This window comes from Mycobacterium sherrisii (assembly GCF_002102355.1).
In the GTDB taxonomy this organism is placed as follows: Bacteria; Actinomycetota; Actinomycetes; order Mycobacteriales; family Mycobacteriaceae; genus Mycobacterium; species Mycobacterium sherrisii.
In genome coordinates, this window is record NZ_LQPT01000076.1 from 54,290 (window position 1) to 71,123 (window position 16,834).

Genomic DNA, 16,834 nt, shown 5'->3' on the forward strand with positions numbered 1-16,834 from the left:
GTAGCCGTGCTCGGGGTGCGCGCGGCTATGCGGAGGTGCAGCGCTCCAGGCGGAAGGTGCGCATGAAACCGCCCGGCTGCGTCGTGAGTGTCACCTCCACCGCGCCGCCGGGCGCGACGACGTAGCGCTCCTCGACGTCGGGTCCATCGGTCCACCGTCCGACCGGTTGGCGCCCGAGGTCGTCGCGGTCGTAGAGAGCGGGATCGAAGGGGAACAACACCGGATCGTAGGGCGTCACGTCGCCGTCCGGCCGGCCGTCGACCAGGCGGCTGCACTCCACAAAGCGGAAATGTCCGATGTTGTGCGCGGCCCGGTAGGTCCGTCTGACGACGAGGGGGGAGTGCCGGTCGGCCGGGAGCGAGGCGTCCTTGCACACGATCGGGTCGAAGACGACGCCGGCGCCGGCCTCGGCCTCGCGGAAGACGCCGAAATGCCGCGAAAAGCGTTCGGACAACACGAAACCGGACTCTTTGTCCAAGAAGACGGCGAGCCCGATGGCGGTGGCGGCAAACGGATGCGGCGAGCGTTTGACGCGCTTGTCGCCGAAGGCGCCGCGCAGCATCCGCGGGACGAGCGGAAAGCCGCCGGCGCCGCCCACCACGTAGATGCCCGCCACCTCGTTCCATGCCACGTCGCTGTTGGCGTCGCGCAGGATGCGGTCGAGGAGTTCGATCGTGAATTCGACCAGCGGCGCACACGCCGTGTAGACGTCGTCGATGGCGCAGGAGAACGGCGGCCGGTCGACACCGTCGTCGATTGCCGTCATGTCCACCAGAAATCGGCGGGTCTGCGGACCGACGCTCTCCTTGCGTGCGGCACAGTCCTCCCGCAGCAGGGCGAGCGCGCCCGCGTCCATTCCGGCGTCGGTGTCGCGCAGTTTCGTCTCGTCCAGGACCAGCTGAAGAATTGCCTCGTCGAAATCGTCGCCGCCGAGGCGCTGGATCCCTTCGCTGATCACGACCTCGTTGGAGTGCCCGGTCATCTTGAGCAGCGAGGCGTCGAAGGTCCCGCCGCCCAAGTCGTAGATGAGGACGTATTCGCGTTTCGCCGTGATCGTGGACCGATACCGGTGGGCGTACTCCAGACTCGCCGCGGACGGCTCGTTCAGCAGCGCGACGACGTGAAAACCGGCCGCCACGAAGGCATCCAGCGTCAGCAAACGCTGAGCGCTGGTGGCATTGGCCGGCACACTGACGGCCGCTTCGATGGGTTCACCCGGGGTCAGGCAGGCGTTCGAGCGTTGCAGCAGATCGCTTTTCAGCTGGGCCAGCAAGCCGGTGAGCAGGTCGGCCAACCGGTGGTCGCGGCCAGCCAGCGTCACCTCGGTTTGTGGGCCCGCATCGTTGAGCAATCGTTTGATCGACCGCAGCACCGACCATTGCTGGTCGTGTCGGACGGCGCTGGCGTCCACGCCGAAGCGCAGCTCTCCGGCGGCGTTGGCGGCGATCAGCGAGGGCCAGGCATCGACGCCGTCGAACGAGACGACCGGGTAGTTGCCCCGGTCGACCAGCGCGACGACCGTGTGGGTGGTGCCGAAGTCGATGCCGACTCTCATTCCGCACAATCTTAGGGCGGCGCGGCGAACTTCGGGTCTACTGCATCATTCCGGCGTGGCGCTGGTCAGCCGGCACCGGCCGCGGCGCATCCCACTGCCGTTGCACTTCCCGCTCGACGGCGGTGGCGATCAGCCCCGACGGAGCGAACAGCTTCGACGGGACCGGATCCTCCTCCGTCAACGGCCGGCCGTTGCCGCGAATCGCCTTGATCGACGCCACAATTCCGATCACCAGCACGATCAGCACCACGACCGCGAAGAAAATCGACAGGGTGCCCTGGATGAAGGTGTTTCGGATGACCGCGTCGAGCTCGTGCGCATTCTTGGCCGAACCGAAGGCCGTCTTACCGGCGGCCCGGGCGGCCGAGTACTTGAAATGCTGCGCCCAGTAGCCGATGTTCGGGTCCGCGGAGAAGATCTTCTGCCACGACGCGGTCAGCGTCACCACCAGGTCCCCGGCCAGCGGGACGCCGGAGACCCACGCCCAGGCCAGCAGACCCTTCTTGATGACGATCACCGTGATCACGGTCAGTGCGATCGCCGCAAGCAGCTGGTTGGAGATCCCGAACAGCGGGAAGAGGGTGTTGATGCCGCCCAGCGGATCGGTGACGCCCATCAACAGGATGCTGCCCCACCCGGCGGCCACGACCAGGCTGCACACCCACACGCCGGGCCGCCAGCTCGGGTTGCGCAGCCTGGTCAGCGGACCCCCCAGGTTGCCCAGCGTGTCGGACAGCATGAACCGCGCGACCCGGGTGCCGGCGTCGACGGCGGTCAGGATGAACAGCGCTTCGAACATGATCGCGAAGTGGTACCAGAACGCCTTGAGCGCGGTACCGCCGAAGGCGCGATGCAGGACCTCGGACATGCCCACCGCAAGCGTCGGGGCTCCGCCGGTGCGGGACACGATCGACTTCTCGCCGACGCTGCTGGCGGCGTTGGTGAGCTCGTCGGCGGTGATGGGCCCGCCCGACAACCCGAGACCGTTGACGTAGTGCGCGGCGGTGGCCGCAGTGCCACCGGTCTGCGCGGCCGGGGCGTTGAGGGCGAAGTACACGTGCTGGTCGAGGACGGTCGCACTGATCAACGCCATGATGGCGACGAACGACTCGGTCAGCATGCCGCCATAGCCGATGAAGCGCATCTGGCTTTCCTTCTCCAGCAGCTTCGGTGTGGTGCCCGAGGAAATCAGCGCGTGGAACCCCGACAGCGCGCCGCACGCGATGGTGATGAACAGGAACGGAAACAGTGAACCGGGAAACACCGGCCCGTCGCCGGTGTGGGCGAACCGGGAAACCGCGGGCGCCTGGATGAGCGGATGCGCAACGAAAATGCCGACGGCCAGCATCGCGATCGCGCCTACCTTCATGAAGGTGGACAAGTAATCGCGCGGCGCGAGCAGCAACCACACCGGCAGCACCGACGCGACGAACCCGTAGCCGATGATCAGCCAGCAGACGGTGACCGCAGACAGGTTCAACCAGGAAGCGCCCCAAGACGTTTCACTGACCCAGTTGCCCGACGCCACGGCGGCCATCAGCAACACGAAGCCGATCAGCGACACCTCGCCCACCCGGCCTGGCCGCAAGAACCGCAAGTAGCACCCCATGAAAATGGCGATGGGAATGGTCATCGCGATGGAGAACACGCCCCACGGGCTCTTGGCCAGTCCGCGAACCACCACCAGCGCCAGCACCGCGATGATCATCACCATGATGACGAGCACCCCGACCATCGCGGCGGCTCCACCGGTTGGGCCGAGCTCGTCGCGGGCCATCTGTCCCAGCGACCGGCCGCGGCGGCGGGTGGAAATCCACAACACCAGATAGTCCTGCACCGCGCCGGCGAACACGGCGCCGACGATGATCCAGATGCTGCAAGGCAAGTAGCCCATCTGGGCGGCCAGCACGGGTCCGACGAGCGGTCCGGCGCCGGCGATCGCGGCGAAATGGTGGCCGAACAACACCCGCCGGTCGGTCGGCACGTAGTCGGTTCCGTCGTCGAGAACCTCGGCGGGGGTGGCGTGGTCGTCGCGCGGACGCACCACCTTCAGCTCGATCAGCCGGGCATAGAACCGGAACCCGATGATGTAGGTGCAGATCGCGGCCACCACGAACCAGACGGCGTTGACCGTCTCACCGCGCACGAACGCAATGACCGCCCAGGCGATCGCCCCGACGAGCGCGATGATCCCGAAGACGACCTTGTGTCCGACCGAGATGGGGGAGCGGTCGATGATCGCCACGGGCGGCAAATCGTCGTCGGTGCGGATATAGCTGACGTCTTTGTCGCGCAAAGTCACCCGGAAACCCTACGATGCCGCGTGGCCGGGCGCTTGTGAGATTCAGTACAGGGAACGGACGTTGTCGATTGTGTCGGCCTCGGCCGGGCTCTTGTCGTCGCGATACCGAACCACCCGAGCGAACCGTAGCGCCACCCCACCCGGATAGCGCGGTGAGCGCTGCACCCCGTCGAGGGCGATCTCGACGACCTGTTCGGGGCGCAACCGCACGACCTGGTCATCGGTCGGTCCGACGGCCAGGTCGCGGAACCGGGCCGTCTGCCAATCCAGCATGGCGTCGGTCATCCCTTTGAAAGTCTTTCCCACCATCAGGAATTCGCCGGTGGTGGGATCGCGGGCGCCCAAATGAATGTTGGACAGCTTGCCGCGGCGGCGTCCGGAACCCCATTCCACGGCGAGCACCACCAGGTCGAGGGTGTGCACCGGCTTGACCTTGAGCCAGCCCGCCCCGCGCCGGCCGGCCTGATACGACGCGCCCGGGGCTTTGGCCATCACCCCTTCGTGACCGGCGGCCAGGGTGGCATGCAGGAAGGCCGTGGCGGCCGCGGCATCGGACGTCGCCAGCCGGTCGACGCGCTGTTGCGGCGGGACCAGGGCGTCCAGCACGGCCAGCCGCTCGGTGGTCGGCGCGTCCAGCAGGTCGACTCCGTCGCGGTGCAGGATGTCGAAGAAGAACACCGACAACGGTTGCGCCGCTTGGTTCGCGGCCACGTCGATGGATCGGGCGAACCGCGACGCGGTGACCTGGAAGCGATGCGGCCGGTTGTCGGGCCGCAGCGCGATCGCCTCGCCGTCGGCGATGAGGTCGCGTACCGGCAACGCCAGCGTCGCCTGCACCACCTCGGGCAGCCGAGCGGTGACGTCATCGAGGCTTCTCGTGTAGACCGTGACCATGTCGCCGGCCCGGTGGATCTGCACCCGCGCGCCATCCAGCTTGGCCTCGAAAATTGTTGTGCCGCCGTGGCGTTCGAGCGCGTCGGCGACACTGGTCGCCGGCTGGGCCAGCATCGGTCCCACCGGCCGGCCCACGCGCAGGGTGAACGCATCGAGCGCGGCGGCTCCGCCGGTCAGGGCGGCCGCGGCCACCGCGGGCAGATCCCCGCCGAGCATCGCCGCGCGCTGGACCGCGGCGGCGGGGATGCCCGCGGCCTTGGCGACGGCGTCGGCCATGACCCCGGCCAACGCGCCCTGACGCAGCTCGCCGCTGAGCAGCCGGACCAAAAAGGTCTGCTCGGCGGCGGTCGCGGCGGCCAATAGCGATCCCAGCAGCGCGCCGCGACGGGCCTGTGACCCTTTCCCGAAGACCGCCCCGATGTCGCTGAAGGTGGCGTGCACGCCGGCGACGGTGAGGGTGGGCTGGATGGCCGGGGGGTGGGCGGCTCCGCAGCGCCGCCCAGCCCACGCCGATCTGGCGTTGCGGCAACTCACCCGAGAGCCAGGAGACGACGATCGCCGCGACCGCGGGGTCGGGTGCGGCGCGGGTCAGCAGGTCGGCGATGCGCGCGATCTTGGTCAGCCGCGACGACGTGGCGCCGACGTCGGCCGACGTCGCGACGACCTCGTCAAGGAGCACGTCGCCAGCTTGGCATGGCTCGGTGACAACCCTGCGACACAGACACGCTAGCGTGCCTACGTAACGTTACAGATTGCACAAGATCTGACAACCAAAGGAGAAGTCCGGATGGAGATCAATGGGAAGAAGGCCGTCGTCATCGGCGGCGCGTCGGGGATGGGCCGCGCCACCGCCGAAATGCTGGCCGAACGTGGCGCCGACGTCGCGATCTTCGACCGCGAAGGTTCGGACGGCAAAACGGTCGCCGAGGGCCTCAGTGGCGGGGGCGGCGCGTTCTACCCGGTCGACGTCACCGACTTCACCGGCACCGAGCAGGCCCTGCAGACCGCGGTCGACAAGCTCGGCGGCCTGCACATCACCGTCACCACCGCCGGCGGCGGCATCGCCAAGCGCACCCTGACCAAGTCGGGTCCGCACGATCTCGAGTCTTTCCAACAGGTGATCGACCTCAACCTGATCGCCACCTTCAACATCAGTCGGCTCGCGGCCGCGCACATGTCCAAGAACGAGCCCGAGGACGAGGAGCGCGGCGTCATCATCAACACCGCATCCATCGCCGCGTTCGAGGGACAGATCGGACAAGTCGCCTACACCGCTGCCAAGGCGGCCATCGCCGGCATGTGCCTGACCATGGCCCGCGACCTGGGATCGCTGGGCATCCGGGTGCTGGCAATCGCGCCGAGCCTGTTCCTCACCGGCCTCACGTCGATGGTCCCCGACGAGATGGCGGCGACGCTGACCCGGGATGCGGCCTTCCCCAAGCGGATGGGCCGGCCCGAGGAATACGCCAAGCTGGCGTTGGCGATCGTCGACAACCCGATGCTGAACGGGCAGTGCCTGCGACTGGACGCGGGTCAGCGGTTCGCGCCCAAGTAGAGACCCCAGTTTGGGGCCTCCTCGCAATAAGTACACTCTTTAGGCAGCCGCCCCGCTCCCCTCGGAGCGGGGCCGGCTGACCACCCGGCCCGATTCCCTGGGTGGCGGCAACGCGGGCGCGAGGAGGTCCCCATGGGTATCGCACTGACCGACGATCATCGCGAGCTCGCCGAGGTTGCTCGGTCTTTTCTGACTTCGCACAAGGCGCGTGCCACGGCGCGCGCGCTGCTCGACTCGCCGGAGGAAACCCGACCCGCGTTCTGGCCCGGCATAGCCGAGCTCGGCTGGCTGGGCCTGCACATCGACGAGGAATACGGCGGCTCCGGGTTCGGGTTGCCCGAACTCGTGGTGGTGGTCGAGGAGCTCGGCCGCGCGGTGGCCCCGGGGCCGTTCGTCCCCACGGTGATTGCCTCGGCGTTGATCGCCAAAGACGGTAGCGCAGAACAGAAGTCGCGGTTGTTGCCCGGCCTGATCGACGGCACCGTCACCGCGGGCATCGGCCTGGCCGGCCAGGTGCAAATTACCGATGGGGCGGCCGACGGCGACGCCGGCGTCGTGTTGGGCGCCGGCCTGGCCGATCTGCTGGTGATCGCCGCCGGCGACGACATCCTGTTGATCGATCGCGACCGCGACGGGGTATCGGTCGAGGTGCCGGAGAACCTCGACCCGACCCGGCGCTGCGGGCGGGTTCGGCTGCGCAACGTCAGCATCGGTTCCGACGACATCGTGCCGGGTGGGCGGGATTCCGCGCTGGCCCGGGCGCGGATCCTGCTGGCCGCCGAAGCCGTCGGCGGGGCGGCCGACTGCGTCGACGCCGCCGTCGACTACGCCAAGGTGCGCCAACAATTCGGTCGCACCATCGCGACCTTCCAGGCCGTCAAGCATCACTGCGCGAACATGCTGGTGGCCGCCGAGTCGGCGACGGCGGCGGTGTGGGATGCCTCGCGCGCGGCATCGGAGGACGAAGCGCAATTCCGGCTGGTCGCCGGAGTGGCTGCCGCACTGGCGTTTCCGGCTTATGCCCGCAACGCCGAGCTCAACATTCAGGTGCACGGCGGCATCGGGTTCACCTGGGAGCACGACGCGCATCTGCATTTGCGCCGTGCCCTGGTGACCGGTGCGCTGTTCGGTGGTGACGCGCCGGCCCGCGATGTCTTCGAACGCACCGCCGCGGGCGTCGTGCGGGACAACCGTTTGGACCTGCCGCCCGAGGCCGAGGAGATGCGGGCCCGCATCCGGGCCGACGCGGCCGCGATCGCGGCACTGGACAAGGAGGCGCAGCGGGACAAGCTCATCGCGACCGGGTACGTCATGCCGCACTGGCCCAAACCGTGGGGTCTGGCCGCGGACGCCGTCGAGCAGTTGGTCATCGAGGAGGAGTTCCGCGCGGCCGGCATCAAGCGGCCCGATTACGGCATCACCGGGTGGGTGATCCTGACCCTCATCCAGCACGGAACTGATTGGCAGATCGAAAGATTCGTCGAAAAGGCGTTGCGCAAGGACGAGATCTGGTGCCAGCTGTTCTCCGAACCCGAGGCGGGATCGGACGCCGCGTCCATCAGGACCAACGCCACCCGGGTCGACGGCGGCTGGAAGATCAACGGCCAAAAGGTGTGGACCAGCGGGGCGCATTACTGCGCCCGGGGCCTGGCCACCGTGCGCACCGACCCGGATGCGCCCAAGCACGCCGGTATCACCACGGTCATCGTCGACATGAAGGCGCCCGAGGTGCAGGTGCGCCCGTTGCGGCAGATCACCGGCGGCTCGGATTTCAACGAGGTGTTCTTCAACGACTTGTTCGTGCCCGACGAGGACGTCGTGGGGACACCCAACTCGGGGTGGACGGTCGCGCGCGCGACGCTGGGCAACGAGCGGGTCAGTATCGGCGGCAGCGGATCGTTCTACGAGGGGCTGGCGACCGCGCTGGTCGAGCTGGCCCGCCAGCACCCGGACCGGTTGGCGGGTGCGGATGTTCGGGTCGGCTCCTACCTCGCCAACGAGTCGGCGCTGCGGCTGCTCAACCTGCGCCGGGTGGCGCGCAGCGTCGAAGGGTCGGGTCCGGGCCCGGAGGGCAACGTGACCAAACTCAAACTCGCCGAGCACATGGTGGAGGGGGCCGCGATCATGGCCGCCCTGACCGGTCCCGAGGCGGCACTGGTGGACGGGGCCGGCGCGGCACCGGGCCGGCTGATCATGGGCGCCCGCGGCATGGCGATCGCCGGCGGCACCTCGGAGGTCACCCGAAACCAGATCGCCGAGCGGATTCTCGGCATGCCACGCGACCCGCTGATCAACTAGCCGGTGCGAACCGCGGCGCCCCGCCGGCGCCCCGTTCGGCACGAAGCTGCACTGCCATCCCGCACGTCACCGAATCCGGTTCGCAGTCAACGATGTTCGCGGCCACGCGCAGTCCGCTTTGCTCGGCGAGCTCGACGATGGCGATCACGTACGGCACCGGAATCTCCGGGTTGTAGCGATGATGGTTCACCGTGTAGGTGAACACCGTGCCGTGTCCCGACACCGCCCGCGCGACCAGTGTGGCGCCGCATTGCCGGCACACGCCGGCTGCGGGATGCACCCAGCGGGAGCAGTCGTCACAATGCTCGATCAGCAGCGTTGAGGTCGAATCGGCTGACACGGCCAATACAGTACACTCTATTGTTCGGCGGGCGTACAGGTGCGTACGGCGGTTTCCTCTGGCGGGCGGTGCAGGTGACGTATTTCGAAAAGAACGCGATCGTGTCCGGTCTCGGCATTTCCCGCATCGGCCGCCGTACCGGCATCCCGGGCCGGGACCTGACGATGGAGGCGGTGCGCGCCGCGATCGCCGATGCCGGCCTGGCGCCCGCCGACATCGACGGCATCGCGACGCTGGGCGATACACCGGCCACCGAGGTCAACGCCGAATTGCAGATCGACGCGGCCGACTGCGGCAGCGGTTTCGGCACCGGCGGGCTGCTGAGCCCGGTCATGTCGGCATGTCGCGCGGTGTCGGAGAGCCGGGCTCGGCACGTGGTGGTGTACCGAACCATTCAGATGCTCGGCGGCACGGTGCCGGTCAAGCAGGAAGAGAACGCGCCCGCCCCGCCGCTGGCGCGGATGTTCGAGACGCGCGAAGGGGAGGAGCGCCCGGCCGTCGGCGCGATGGACGACGTCAACGATCTCGTTGCGGCCCAAGCATATTCGGCGGCCAACTGGCTGGCGCTGAACTGTCGCCGCCACATGGAGCTGTACGGGACCACCAAGGAACAGCTGGGGTGGGTGGCGCTGAACGGCAGGCGCAATGCCGCGCTGAATCCGCTTGCGGTGTACCGCGACCCGATGACCATGTCCGACTACCTGACCGCGCGGCTGGTGTCGACCCCGTTCGGGCTGTTGGACTGCGACGTGCCGATCGACGGCTCGATCGCGGTGGTGGTGTCGAACGTCGAGTACGGCCCCGATTGCCCGCACCGGCCGGTGCGGGTGGAGGCCGTCGGCGGATCCGACGGCGCCGGCGGCTGGTTCCACCGCGACGACTACCCGAAGATGGCGATGTCGGACGCCGCGGCGCAGATGTGGTCGCGCACCGAGTTGACGCCCGCCGACCTCACCGTCGCCGAGCTGTACGACGGCTTCACCTATCTGACCCTGGCGTGGCTGGAGGCGCTGGGAATCTGCGATGACGGCGAGGCCGGGCCGTTCGTCGAGGGCGGCGCCCGGATCGCCAGGGACGGCCCGCTGCCGCTGAACACCTACGGTGGCCAGCTGTCGGCCGGGCGGATGCACGGCTACTGGGCGCTGCATGAAGGGTGTCTGCAGCTGCGCGGCGACGCGGGGGAGCGGCAGGTGGCCCAACGTCCCGAAGTCGGTGTGGTATCCGTGGGTGGGGGCCCGGTCGCCGGCTGCATGCTGCTCACGTGTTGAAAGCTGCTGTGGGAGTACACCATTGAGCTCCAGATGAGCGCCGCGCCGCGCGCGGGCGAGACAAAGAAGCTGGCCGCGACGATTGCCCGCGAGATCGAGGCGGACATCGTTCGCCGTGGGTGGCCGGTCGGGGAATCGCTGGGTTCGGAACCCGCGCTGCAACAGCGTTACGCGGTGAGTCGCTCGGTGCTGCGCGAGGCCGTCCGGCTCGTCGAGCACCATCGGGTCGCGCGGATGCGCCGCGGACCGGGTGGCGGACTGTTGATCACCGAGCCCGACGCCGGACCGGCGACCCGGGCGGTGGTCATCTATCTCGAGTACCTGGGCACCACGCTCAAGGATCTGCTGAACGCGCGTCTGGTGCTCGAGCCGCTGGCGGCCGCGCTGGCGGCGGAGCGAATCGACGAGGTCGGCATCGAGCGGCTTCGCGCGGTGCTGCGCACCATGGAGCGCTGGCGGCCGGGTTTGCCCACGCCACGCGACGAGTTCCACGTCGCCCTCGCCGAGCAGTCGAAAAACCCGGTGTTGCAACTGTTTATCGACGTGTTGATGCGGCTGACGACGCGGTACGCGTTGCGGTCGCGGACCGACTCGGACAGTGAAGCCATCGAAGCCCTCGACTACATGCACAGCGAGCACTCCGAGATCGTGGCGGCGGTGACGGCCGGCGATGCGGCCCGCGCCAAGACGCTCTCGCAGCGTCACGTCGAGGCCGTGACCGAGTGGTTGCAGCAGCATCAGGGCGAGTCGGCGCACCCGTTCGTCCGCAGGCGCCGATCGGCCGACGGGGACGTCCCGCACGGCAAGCGCGCTGAGGTCCTGGCCGCCGCGATCGGTGACGAGATCGGCTCCGGCAACTGGCGCGAGGGTGAGGTCTTCGGCACCGAGACCGGGCTGCTGGAGCGTTATCGGGTGAGTCGCGCGGTGCTGCGGGAGGCGGTGCGGTTGCTGGAATACCACTCCGTCGCGCAGATGCGGCGCGGGCCCGGCGGTGGACTGATCGTCACCACCCCCCATGCGCGGGCCAGCATCGACACGATCGCGTTGTACCTGCAGTTCCGCAAACCGAGTCGCGACGACCTGCGATGCGTGCGGGACGCGATCGAGATCGATAACGTCGCCACCGTCGTCGCAAGGCGTTCCGAAGCTGAGGTGGCCGGTTTCCTGCAGTTGCATCGCGCCGCGCTCGAGCACGGCGCGCACGGTGGTGATGACGCGCGCCAGGCGACCTCCGAGGAGGGCAGGTTCCACATCGGACTGGCCCAGCTGGCCGGCAACGCCTTGCTGGACCTGTTTCTGCGGATCATCGTCGAGCTGTTTCGCCGGCACTGGTCCAGCACCGGTCAGGAGCCGCCCGCCCGCACCGACGTCGTCGCCGTCGAGCATGCCCACCTGCGGATCATCGAGGCGATCGAGGTCGGCGACGACAGCTTGGCGCGCTACCGCATGCGTCGTCACCTCGACGCCGCTGCCTCCTGGTGGCTGTGATCGTGGTGCCCATCCATTGAGGCCAGTCTGTGATGTGTTTCCTGCGTAGGGAGGGCGTGCGCGGGGTACTGGGATGGTTAATGGGGCGCGGGATACAAGGTAAGACGGCCGGTCCGGCAGGGGGTTGGCATTGGTGATGATGGAAAGCGGGAGCGCCGAGGTGACGACGGGCACGGAAGACGAACATCGCCCCTTCGTCCACTCAGCGTTTCTCTTTCGGTCCCAAGCGGAGTACTTAGAGACCGTCCTGCCCTTCGTTCTCGAAGGCCTGGCGACCGATGAGCGGGTGCTGGTTGCCGTTCCCGGCGAATACGTGGCGTTGCTGAGTGCGGCATTGGGCGGGCAGGGGTCGCGTGCCGGATTGCAGCTGCTCGACATCGCGGAGGTGGCCCGCAACCCGAGCCGGTTCCTGGCGCTGGAGGGTTCCTTCGCCGAGGAGAGTCCCGATCGTCGCGCGCGGATCGTCAGCCAGGTGTGCTGGCCCGGCCGCACCTCGGACGAATTCGTGGCGTGCATGCAACACGAGGCGCTGGTCAACACCGCGTTTCAGGGACGCCCGTTGACGGTGTTGTGTCCGTTCGATGCCCAGCGGCTAGGCGACGAGGTGCTCGCTGGTGCGCGCGCGGCGCACCCGATGCTGTGCGAAGGCGGATCGTTACACGTCAGCCCCGACTATGCCCCCGATGAGGTGCTCGCGCAGTGCAATCAACCGCTGCCCGCGAACCCGGGAGCCGTGACCTACATGGTCCGGAAGTCGGACGACCTCAAACCCGCGCGGTCGTTCGCCGTCAACTACGCGGGCTGGGTGGGCTTGTCCCAGGACGGCATCGAAGATTTGCAACTGGTCGCCACCGAGTTGGCCACCAACAGCCTGATGTACACCGATGGGGCGTGCCGGCTGGCGTTTTGGCGCGACGCCGATCATCTGGTCTGCGAGGCCCGCGACAGCGGACGGCTCGACGACCCGTTGGTGGGGCGGCTAGACCCCGGCCCGGCCGGTCCGGCCAGCCGCGGGCTGTATCTGGTGAACGCGATTTCGGATCTGGTGCGCACCCATACCGCGAGCACCGGGACCACGATCCAGGCCTACCTGCGGATGAGTCCCTCGTCGGGCCCCACGGGCTGAACAAAAAGACGGCCCGCCAGGAACCAAGTTCCCGGCGGGCCGTCTTTCCGAGTCGGTCAGCAGGTAATGCCCAACAACGGAATCGGCACACACAGGCCGCCCCCAACCACAGGCGCGCCGGTGCCACCGGCGGCCGTCGAGCAGCCCGGTAGGAGCAGCACCGCGGCCATGCCTGCGGCAGCCGCGAGGGCTTTAACGCTTTTCTTGGTGCCAGATCCCTTCATGGTGAAATCCCTTTCATGCACTAATACACATATGTAGAACAAGAAACGACAAGGCCTAATTAGCGGCCGTTATCGCGGCGGGTTACTGGTGAATGGTCGCGGATGATCCCGCGTCGGCGCCTGTTCGCTAGAGGCAGATCAGGGAGCAGCCGGTGCCGCCAGCGGCGGTGGAGCATCCTGTGGGTACCAGCAATACAGCGACCACACCGGTCGCTGCAGCGATTGCTCTCAGGGTTTTCGTACTGCGTTTCGAAGACTTCATTGTCTTGCCTTTCCGAGGAGGGGACAACGGTATTGCGACCGGGAGGTACCCACTGTTACACGCGCGCAAACTATTTTCCGTGATTTTAGTCATGAAAGGTTTAGGGCGAGTTTTGTCATATTTGCACTGGCGCAACCTAATTCAGATGACTGCGGCGGTGCTGGCTATGACGCGGGCTAATCCGGCCTGACTTCCGTTGATTACCAGCACATTTGACGAGCTCACGCCGCGGGTTGCCGCGGTGCGGTGCCGGGCGGCGGTACTCGTCGGCCCGGTGTCGGTGGTGGTATGTCCTCCTCGGCCGCTGCGATTCGCCGCCACGGCGATGCGAAACGTGCCGGCGCCAGCAGCACCTGGATCAACCCGACAGCCACGGCTGCCGCTTCACGAAATCTCTCAAGTGTTGTCGACGTCATTGTCGATGCCTTTCATCTGAGGGGGGATGCGTAGTCATGCGACCAAGGCGACGAACCGGTTAACCACTATTCGACACATGTAAACCTCCCGAAAAACGATTTGCGCAATCGGCGGTGGGAGGTCTACTGTCGCTCTCGTGCGTCTTCTCAAGAGTGCCGTAGTAGCCAGCACCCGCAGCGGGGTCTGATCCAGACCGACCCCCCGCTGTGGGTCGGAAGCTACTCCCGTCGGTCGCTCCCCCTGACCAGAGAAGACCGACATCATGCCTCTCACGCAGCCCCTTTCCGAACCGCTCGCCCTCGCTGGGCTGGACCCGTCCTGCGTCGTCCGGCCACCACGCGACGCCAACACGTGGTTCGGCGACCACTTCGGGGTCCCGATGCCGCGCGGCCTTCGACACCAGGCCGATGCGATGAGCTGGGAAGGCTTCGTCGACGCCTACGGCCAGACGGCCGGCCGACTGCGGTTACGGCACTGGAAGTGCGCCGATGCGGAGCGGCCCGCGGCACGTCTGGGTGTCCAGGCCCGCAATTATCGCGCGATGATCTCCGTCGACGAGTCCGTCAGCACCTCGACCGCGGTCGCCAGCGGGCCGATCGCCGCACTCACCGCGATGTTGCACGAGCGCGGCATCACCATCGAGACACTCAAGTTCCATCAGATGACGTCGAGCGAATGCACAGCCACGTTCATCTGGGGCAGCAACGGCACTCGTGCCGAGTGGGCGATGGGCCTGGCCGACGACCCGACCCAGTCGGCGCTGTCCGCGCTGATCGCGTGCGGCAATCGGTTGATGGATTGAGTCGGCGGCGTCTAGGCGAGATCAGAGCGGGCGCAACACGATTGGCATGCCGTCTTTCGGCACCGGCATGCCGCCGTAATCCCACTCGCATTTGTAGCCTGGGCGCGGCGGCTCCAGCCGGTACCGGCGCAGCAGCCGGTGCAGAATCGTCTTGATCTCCAACTGCCCGAACGTCATTCCGATGCACTTGTGGGCGCCGCCGCCAAAAGGCGTGAACGCGTAGCGGTGCCGCTTGTGTTCGTTGCGCGGTTCGGTGAACCGCTCGGGGTCGAATTTCAGTGGGTCGGTCCACAGTTCGGGCAGTCGGTGATTCATGCCGGGGTAGGCGATGACGTTGGTGCCCTTCGGGATGTAGTAGCCCAACAGCTCGGTGTCGCGCACCGTCTGGCGCATGGCCCACTGCACCGGCGTGACCAGCCGGATCGACTCGTTCATCACCAAGTCGAGCGTCTCCAGCTTGTCCAGCGCATCGATGTCCAGCGGTCCGTCGCCGAGCCGGTCGGATTCCTCGCGGCAGCGTTGCTGCCACTGCGGGTGCTGCGCCAGGTTGTAAGCCATCGTCGTGACCGTCGACGTCGAGGTGTCGTGGGCGGCCATCATCAAAAAGATCATGTGGTTGACGATGTCGTCGTCAGAGAACTTGTTGCCGTCCTCGTCTGCGGTTTCGCACAACACCGACAGCAGGTCGGTTCCGGGATTGGCGCGTTGTTCCTTGACCCGCTCGCGGAAGTAGTCCTCCAGTAACTCGCGCGCCTTGAGGCCGCGCCACCAGGTGAAGGGCGGAACCGGCTTGCGGATGATCGCGTTACCCGCGCGAGTGGTGATCGCGAAGGCCTTGTTCACCTTGGTCACCAGTTCGTGGTCGGTGCCCGGCTCGTGGCCCATGAACACCATGGACGCGATGTCGAGGGTCAGCTCCTTCATCGCCGGGTAGAGCAGGAAGCGTGCGTCGTCGGGCACCCAGTCGTCGGCGATCGTCTGGGAGACCACCTGATCCATCTGCTCGACGTAGCTGACCAGCCGCGATCGGACGAAAGCCTCCTGCATGATCCGGCGGTGGAACATGTGCTCTTCGAAGTCGAGCAGCATCAGGCCGCGATTGAAGAACGGCCCGATCACCGGAACCCAGCCCTGCTGCGAGTAGTCCTTGTTGCGGTTGGAGTAGATGACCTGGGCGGCGTCTGGGCCCAGGGCCGCGATGCCCGGCAGCACCGGGGAGTCGCCGAACACGACGGGGCCCTTCGTCTGGTACAGGTGCAGCAGGTAGTCGGGACCGCCGCGGAGCATCTCGATGATGTGCCCGAGTACCGGCAGGCCCGCGTCGCCGACCGCGGCTTGGAGCCCGCTGCCCGGCGGCGGCTCGGCCAGCTTGCGCTCGGGGAACTCCGTGTTCAGCAGCCTGCGCTCCACGATGCCCATGCCGGGGAAGTTGTTGATCGACGGCGTAAACCGGCGCCGTGCCTGATCGAGCAGGTAGTGCGGGGTGCTGATGGTGGCGGGCATGGACGCTCCTTTGCGGACCCTGAACCGGTGATATCCGTCACTTGACACTAACCTTCGGTAAAAAGTTGACGGCTGTCAAGTTTGCTTTTCACGCGTCGTGGTGCAAGGTCAGGGAATGTTTCGGACGCCATGGCGCAAGGTCGCCGGATGAGCGGTCAGGCGGAGCGCGGCGAGCCGGCCACGCGGCGCCGCGGCGACAAGCACCGGCAAGCGATCATGCAGGCGGTGCGGGAACTACTGCAGGAACGCCCGTTTTCCGAGCTGTCGGTCAGCACCATCAGTCTGCGGGCCGGGGTGGGCCGGTCCGGGTTCTACTTCTACTTCGACTCCAAATACGCGGTGCTCGCGCAGATCGTCGCCGAGGCCACCCAGGAGCTGGAGGAACTCACCCAGTTTTTCGCCCCCCGCCGGTCCGACGAGTCGCCCGAACAGTTCGCGAAGCGGATGGTCGGCAGCGCCGCCGCGGTTTACGCACACAACGACCCGGTGATGGCGGCCTGTAACGCCGCCCGCTACACCGATGTCGAGATCCAGGGCATGCTCGAGCAGCAGTTCGAGGTCGTGGTGAACGAGATCGTCGCGATCGTCGAGGCGGAGATGCAGGCCGGGACCGCGAGTCCGATCAGCGACGACATCCCCACCCTGGTGCGCACCCTCACCGGCACCACCGCGATGATGTTGACCGGCGACCCGGCCTTCATCGGCCGCGGCGACGACGACATCGACCGTCGCGTCCGGCTTCTCGAGCAGCTGTGGCTGAACTCGCTGTGGGGTGGCGGCCGAAGGTAGCGCGGTACCGC

12 protein-coding genes and 1 pseudogene are annotated in these 16,834 nt (G+C 67.4%); 7 read left to right on the plus strand and 6 right to left on the minus strand.

The window, feature by feature from the left end; all coding sequences use genetic code 11:
- Positions 1 to 25: 25 nt before the first annotated feature.
- The 3 genes and pseudogenes from AWC25_RS13550 to AWC25_RS13560 form a co-directional block, all read right to left on the minus strand.
- The gene (locus AWC25_RS13550; protein WP_069399714.1) at positions 26 to 1,555 is read right to left on the minus strand and encodes an Hsp70 family protein; all 1,530 of its coding nucleotides are present in this window, start codon (positions 1,553 to 1,555) and stop codon (positions 26 to 28) included.
- A 37-nt stretch (positions 1,556 to 1,592) separates the two neighbouring features.
- Complete coding sequence (locus AWC25_RS13555; protein WP_085166942.1) at positions 1,593 to 3,857, minus strand: carbon starvation CstA family protein; 2,265 nt, start codon at positions 3,855 to 3,857, stop codon at positions 1,593 to 1,595.
- A 42-nt stretch (positions 3,858 to 3,899) separates the two neighbouring features.
- Positions 3,900 to 5,430: pseudogene (locus AWC25_RS13560) on the minus strand (ATP-dependent DNA ligase).
- A 108-nt stretch (positions 5,431 to 5,538) separates the two neighbouring features.
- Here AWC25_RS13560 and AWC25_RS13565 point away from each other — a divergent pair.
- On the plus strand, positions 5,539 to 6,306 hold the full coding sequence (locus tag AWC25_RS13565) for an SDR family NAD(P)-dependent oxidoreductase (RefSeq protein WP_069399717.1): 768 nt from the start codon (positions 5,539 to 5,541) through the stop codon (positions 6,304 to 6,306).
- A 132-nt stretch (positions 6,307 to 6,438) separates the two neighbouring features.
- Positions 6,439 to 8,604, plus strand: coding sequence for an acyl-CoA dehydrogenase family protein (locus tag AWC25_RS13570; protein WP_085166943.1), 2,166 nt, complete (start codon positions 6,439 to 6,441; stop codon positions 8,602 to 8,604).
- Here AWC25_RS13570 and AWC25_RS13575 read toward each other — a convergent pair.
- Positions 8,597 to 8,944: a Zn-ribbon domain-containing OB-fold protein gene (locus AWC25_RS13575; RefSeq protein ID WP_069399718.1), complete on the minus strand. Its 348-nt coding sequence runs from the start codon at positions 8,942 to 8,944 to the stop codon at positions 8,597 to 8,599. The genes AWC25_RS13570 and AWC25_RS13575 overlap by 8 nt on opposite strands.
- A gap of 74 nt (positions 8,945 to 9,018) precedes the next feature.
- Here AWC25_RS13575 and AWC25_RS13580 point away from each other — a divergent pair, with 74 nt between their 5' ends.
- The 3 genes from AWC25_RS13580 (at position 9,019) to AWC25_RS13590 (ending at position 12,826) form a co-directional block, all read left to right on the plus strand.
- Positions 9,019 to 10,212, plus strand: a complete 1,194-nt coding sequence (locus AWC25_RS13580; protein ID WP_069399770.1) for a thiolase family protein — start codon at positions 9,019 to 9,021, stop codon at positions 10,210 to 10,212.
- Positions 10,213 to 10,245: 33 nt separating this feature from the next.
- Positions 10,246 to 11,700 (plus strand): FadR/GntR family transcriptional regulator, encoded by a 1,455-nt coding sequence (locus tag AWC25_RS13585; protein ID WP_069399719.1) that lies wholly within the window; start codon positions 10,246 to 10,248, stop codon positions 11,698 to 11,700.
- A 136-nt stretch (positions 11,701 to 11,836) separates the two neighbouring features.
- On the plus strand, positions 11,837 to 12,826 hold the full coding sequence (locus AWC25_RS13590; protein WP_069399720.1) for a sensor histidine kinase: 990 nt from the start codon (positions 11,837 to 11,839) through the stop codon (positions 12,824 to 12,826).
- 707 nt (positions 12,827 to 13,533) lie between these two features.
- Here the strand turns inward: AWC25_RS13590 and AWC25_RS26805 are convergent.
- Entirely contained in the window at positions 13,534 to 13,686 is a 153-nt protein-coding gene (locus AWC25_RS26805) for a hypothetical protein (RefSeq protein WP_157118273.1), read from the minus strand.
- A 422-nt stretch (positions 13,687 to 14,108) separates the two neighbouring features.
- Between AWC25_RS26805 and AWC25_RS13595 the strand changes: the two genes are divergently transcribed.
- Positions 14,109 to 14,531 carry a 2-isopropylmalate synthase gene (locus AWC25_RS13595; RefSeq protein WP_232326953.1) on the plus strand — a complete coding sequence of 141 codons (423 nt, stop codon included), beginning with the start codon at positions 14,109 to 14,111 and terminating at the stop codon, positions 14,529 to 14,531.
- 21 nt (positions 14,532 to 14,552) lie between these two features.
- On the opposite strand, the gene AWC25_RS13600 is transcribed toward AWC25_RS13595, so the two are convergent.
- Complete coding sequence (locus AWC25_RS13600; protein ID WP_069399721.1) at positions 14,553 to 16,034, minus strand: cytochrome P450; 1,482 nt, start codon at positions 16,032 to 16,034, stop codon at positions 14,553 to 14,555.
- Between the two features lie 147 nt (positions 16,035 to 16,181).
- Between AWC25_RS13600 and AWC25_RS13605 the strand changes: the two genes are divergently transcribed.
- Positions 16,182 to 16,823 carry a TetR/AcrR family transcriptional regulator gene (locus AWC25_RS13605; protein ID WP_069399722.1) on the plus strand — a complete coding sequence of 214 codons (642 nt, stop codon included), beginning with the start codon at positions 16,182 to 16,184 and terminating at the stop codon, positions 16,821 to 16,823.
- The last annotated feature ends 11 nt before the right edge of the window (positions 16,824 to 16,834 follow it).

What these genes read in the sequence shown, in the direction of transcription:
- AWC25_RS13600 (WP_069399721.1), bottom strand. Translation starts at nt 16,034, where the DNA reads ATGCCCGCCACCATCAGCACCCCGCACTACCTGCTCGATCAGGCACGG.
- AWC25_RS13585 (WP_069399719.1), top strand. Translation starts at nt 10,246, where the DNA reads ATGAGCGCCGCGCCGCGCGCGGGCGAGACAAAGAAGCTGGCCGCGACG.
- AWC25_RS13550 (WP_069399714.1), bottom strand. Translation starts at nt 1,555, where the DNA reads ATGAGAGTCGGCATCGACTTCGGCACCACCCACACGGTCGTCGCGCTG.
- AWC25_RS13590 (WP_069399720.1), top strand. Translation starts at nt 11,837, where the DNA reads ATGATGGAAAGCGGGAGCGCCGAGGTGACGACGGGCACGGAAGACGAA.
- AWC25_RS13565 (WP_069399717.1), top strand. Translation starts at nt 5,539, where the DNA reads ATGGAGATCAATGGGAAGAAGGCCGTCGTCATCGGCGGCGCGTCGGGG.
- AWC25_RS13595 (WP_232326953.1), top strand. Translation starts at nt 14,109, where the DNA reads ATGCCGCGCGGCCTTCGACACCAGGCCGATGCGATGAGCTGGGAAGGC.
- AWC25_RS13605 (WP_069399722.1), top strand. Translation starts at nt 16,182, where the DNA reads ATGAGCGGTCAGGCGGAGCGCGGCGAGCCGGCCACGCGGCGCCGCGGC.
- AWC25_RS13570 (WP_085166943.1), top strand. Translation starts at nt 6,439, where the DNA reads ATGGGTATCGCACTGACCGACGATCATCGCGAGCTCGCCGAGGTTGCT.